Annotated in this window: 4 protein-coding genes; 1 reads left to right on the top strand and 3 read right to left on the bottom strand. The window is 61.8% G+C overall.

Features of this window, described 5'->3' with window-relative positions; translation table 11 throughout:
- Positions 1-780: MFS transporter (locus WB528_RS17605; RefSeq protein ID WP_423889682.1), on the top strand; the 780-nt coding region annotated here is incomplete at its 5' end.
- 72 nt (positions 781-852) lie between these two features.
- On the opposite strand, the gene WB528_RS17600 is transcribed toward WB528_RS17605, so the two are convergent.
- The 3 genes from WB528_RS17600 to WB528_RS17590 form a co-directional block, all read right to left on the bottom strand.
- Positions 853-1,680, bottom strand: coding sequence for an FkbM family methyltransferase (locus tag WB528_RS17600; RefSeq protein WP_423889681.1), 828 nt, complete (start codon positions 1,678-1,680; stop codon positions 853-855).
- A gap of 86 nt (positions 1,681-1,766) precedes the next feature.
- Positions 1,767-2,402: a 2OG-Fe(II) oxygenase gene (locus tag WB528_RS17595; RefSeq protein ID WP_423889680.1), complete on the bottom strand. Its 636-nt coding sequence runs from the start codon at positions 2,400-2,402 to the stop codon at positions 1,767-1,769.
- Entirely contained in the window at positions 2,396-3,535 is a 1,140-nt protein-coding gene (locus WB528_RS17590) for a glycosyltransferase family 4 protein (RefSeq protein ID WP_423889679.1), read from the bottom strand. Before WB528_RS17590 ends, WB528_RS17595 begins: the two co-directional genes overlap by 7 nt.
- Positions 3,536-4,099: the final 564 nt, after the last annotated feature.

The raw sequence follows: 4,099 nt of genomic DNA, 5'->3' as shown, positions 1-4,099 counted from the left end.
ACCTACCTCGCCGGCACGATCTGGCCGCCGATATTCGAGCGCGCGATCGCAAGCTTCGGCTGGCGGCAGGCGATGCTGTGGTACGCGCTCGCCGAGATCGTCGTCGTGGTGCCGCTTGCATTAATCTACTTTCGCGAGCCACCCGAAGTGATCCATCCGGTGGCGTCGGCCGGCACCGGATCGAGTCCGGCGCGCGTGCTCGGTTGGGCGCCCAACGGGGTGTTCGTGATGCTGTGCTGCGCCGCCGTTCTGTGTTGCATTCCCATGGCGATGCCGCAGGGCCATCTGGTCGCCTTTTGCAGCGACCTCGGTATCAGCCGGTCGATGGGCGCCCTGATGCTGTCGGTGTTGCTCGGTACGGCATTCCTCAGCCGGCAGGTCTGGGGCGTGATCTCCGATCGTATCGGCGGTCTCACCACGGTGCTGATCGGGTCGGCCTGGCAAGCGACCTCGATGACCGCGCTGCTGTTGACACAGAGTGAAGTCGGCCTGTTCACGGTGAGCGCCGCTTTCGGGCTCGGCTTCTCCGGTATCATTCCGGCCTATGTTCTCGCAGTGCGTGAACTGTTCCCGGCATCGGAAGCCTCGTGGCGGATCCCGACCCTGCTGCTCTTCAGCGGCGGAGGCATGGGAGCCGGCAGCTGGATCGCAGGCCTGCTCTACGACCATTTCGGATATTATGCGCCGGCCTTCACCGCCGGCATCGTCGCCAACCTTCTCAATCTGCTCACGATCAGCGTGCTGGTCGGGCGGCAGCGCTACCGCGCAGTTTACGCGTGACCGTCGCGACGGATAGACGTTAGGAAACGGTGAAGTTGCGCCGATCAATCCGCCGGCAAACGGCTTTGCGTTTTACTCGCGCGCAAGGAGCATATTGCTGCGCGTCTTGCCTTTTTCGCGGTAGCCGCGCGCAACCATGTCTTCGATGCAATCCTGCTGCCACTCCTTGCGCGACAGGTGCTCGATGACGACGCCGCGCGGCCAGAGCGTTTGCGGGGCCTGCGCAAAGAAACCCGTGAGCACGCGGTCTTCGAAGCCTTCGACATCGATCTTCAGCGCATCCACCCGGGTGATTCCGGCATCACTGAGAATTCGCCGTAGCGTCAGCGAGGGCACGCGGATAGCGCCTGTGGAGGTTTTGTCCGCCACAATATGGCTGGCCCCGAGATTGCCGCCATCGGTCTCGATCAGGAGTTCGCCGTCGGATGGCCCGGCCGCGGCGGCAATCAACTTCACCTGGGCAAGACTGGAGGCGTCGCGGTTGAAGGTGAGGCGGCTCCGCGCCACCGGGTGCGGTTCGACCGCAATCACCGTGCCCTTTGCGCCGACGCTTTTCGCCAGCGTGAGTGCATAGGTGCCGACATTCGCGCCGATATCGATGAATACGCCGCCATCGCGTGCATATGTGCGCAGAAAGGCAAGCTCTTCCAGATTGTAGTCGGGATTGAACAACGCGCCGCGTTCGGTTGCGCTAGCCTGATGATAGAAACGAAACGAGGCTCCCTGGTATTGCGCGTCGATCGGCCCCGCCCGCAGCAGGTTGGCGAGTCGCGACATCCAGGGCCGGAACGCGCCGCGCTTGAGGCCCGAGCGATGCGCAAGCCGGATGACCGCCGCCTGTGCAGCGTTCGGCGCGAACGCGCCAAACGGCGCGGTGGTAAGATCGTTGTCAGGCGTCAAGCGGGCATCCCCGGCGTAGCGAAGGCATGGTCAGAAAAAAAGGTCCGGCGTTCCCATAACGTAGGGCAGCCTATGAAACTCCACGTTCACTGCCGCCACGACAATGCAGGTTGAAACAGCCGCTTGATCGCCGACGAGAAACCGTGGCGGCCTTGCTCCCGGTCGACGACGGATTGGTCCGTCACCCAGTTGAGCTGGATCGCCCTGCGCTTGCCTTCAAAGGGATGATGGCCGTGCCACGAATTGTCGGAGCGCTTGAAGATCAGCAGCGTTCCGCCGGCAGGCTCGATCTCGGCGACGTAATTTTCGAGATCGGAATCGTTCCGCAGCAGGCGCAGGCGGCCGGTCGAACTCTCCCAGGAGTCGTCGTTCATGTAGAGCAGGACGGTGATGATCTTGGTTTTCGAATCCGTGTGGATTTTGCCGTCGCGCGCGCGGCAGAAACCACGGACCGTATACATGGTCGGCCTGTCGGTCAGATCGACGTCGAACTTTTCCTCGACGATATTCTGAAACGACGGCCCCAGCAGCTCATCGATGAGCTCTTTGAAATGTCCCGAAATATTCAGGCCCACCGGCGGGTGTGACCCCGGGCCCGGTACGGCGGGATAGTCGGCCAGGACTTCTTTCAGCCTCTCGTGATCGACGAAGTTCTTCACGATCAGGTATTCGAAGGGATCGCGTTCAACTTGTGTGGCGCGAAGCGCGTCAAGTCTCAACATATTTCCTCCTGGCGTACCGATACCGGATCCTGACTTGCTGCGAGTTGGGTCTCAGCCCCGTTTTGCCGGCCGAGTGGCTTTTGCCCCTCAGTCCATAGCCGATCATAGACTGCCCGGATGCCGCGTGCCTCGGCTGAAAGCGAGAAATTGGCATGCACGAATTCCAGCGCCGCCCGGCCCTGTTCCTTAGCAAGAAGCGGCGCCCGAAAATAGGGTTCGATGGCCGCGACAAGGGCGTCAAGATCGCCAGCCGGCACGATGGCTCCATTGATCCCAGCCTTGATCATCGAGGGAAAGGAGCCGGCGTCCGAGGTGACGACGGCTGTCTGCGAAGCCATCGCTTCCAAAGGCGTAAGGCCAAAGCCTTCCTGGCGCGAAGGCGCCACGAACAGCGTAAAGCGTCGATACCACACCGAGATGTCCGCGACATCGCCGAGGAAGTGGATGCGCTGGGTGAGGCCGGCATCGGCGATCTTCGACTTCAATTCGCGCTCAAAGCCAAGATTGTCGGACGTCGTGCGGCCGGTAATGATCGCGGTCCAGTCGGGATAGCGCGGCAGAAGCTGCAACATGGCATCGACGAACAGATCGGTGCCCTTTTGGTGCCGGATCCGCCCGGTGCAACCGACGGCGTATTTCCCCGGCAATCCGCTTGCGGCGTAGTCGTCATCGTTTCCGCGGGCGGGGTGAAAGCGCTCAAAATCCGTTCCATGCGGCACGACCGTGTGAGGGACTTCGAGAAAACTGCCCGAACGTTCGCTGGTCGTGATAACGGCATCCATCCGTCTCAACATCCAGCGGGTCAACGGCTTGTGCCGGCGCTGACCGGCGGAATTGAAGATCAGCCGGAGCGGCGCGCGCAGGACATCCCTGAGCAAAAGTCCCACCATCATCTCGTTGTTGCGGCGACAATGATAGATCCGGAACGGCCGATGGGCCGGTCGGCGAAATAGCTTCGGAATGTCGCGCCAGCGCATGCGCGGTACCCGCTCGGGCAGGTCGAAGCCGAGGGCCGCGATTTTCAACGTCTTCGCCTGCTCCGGCACCAGTTGCACGACGGCCGTCGTGCCGCCGGATTGGCGCCAGTTGAAATTCGTGGCTACGACTTCGATTTCCGAAAAATCGCTCGTCAATACGATGATCCCTCAAGGGAATTGCGTAATGGGCTAGCGCCGGTCATAGCAGCGTTCAACGCGCCGGACAAAGCCACCAAGCTTACGCTCATGACGGGGAGCAAGGAGGATTTCATCGCGGCTTTCTAAAGCCTGGCCCTGGAAAAAACCAAGAAAAAACAGCATCAGGCGCCATGAGCCGAGGAAATCAGGATCGTGTTCCGACCCGGAGCCTTGCAGGAAATAGCTGATGATGAGCCGCGGCGCGCTGACTTTTGCCTGGGGATGTCACAAAACCGGAAAACGGACGGGAACCGCGTCCGTTTTGGTCGCCTTGCGGTCAGAGACGCGGCGTTCGCCCAAAGCCGTGAGAGACGGCTTCTCCACCAGCTGCATCGGGCGAGACGCGTCTATGCCGTTGGCATCCGGCACAACCGGAGCGAGAGCGGCGCCGCTGACATAACCGTTCTCGCCGCCGTCGGGTGAGGCGGTCTATCGCGATGGAAGGTCACGGCGGCGTCGATGCCGTCGCGCCCGCGACTTCGTCAGTAACGCGGGTCGTACATCTGCCGCTCGATATACGCC

Origin of the sequence: Bradyrhizobium sp., assembly GCF_049586575.1 — a bacterium.
Taxonomy (GTDB): Bacteria; Pseudomonadota; Alphaproteobacteria; order Rhizobiales; family Xanthobacteraceae; genus Bradyrhizobium.
This window is presented reverse-complemented; position numbering and strand designations above follow the sequence as displayed.

What these genes read in the sequence shown, in the direction of transcription:
- WB528_RS17595 (WP_423889680.1), bottom strand. Translation starts at nt 2,402, where the DNA reads ATGTTGAGACTTGACGCGCTTCGCGCCACACAAGTTGAACGCGATCCC.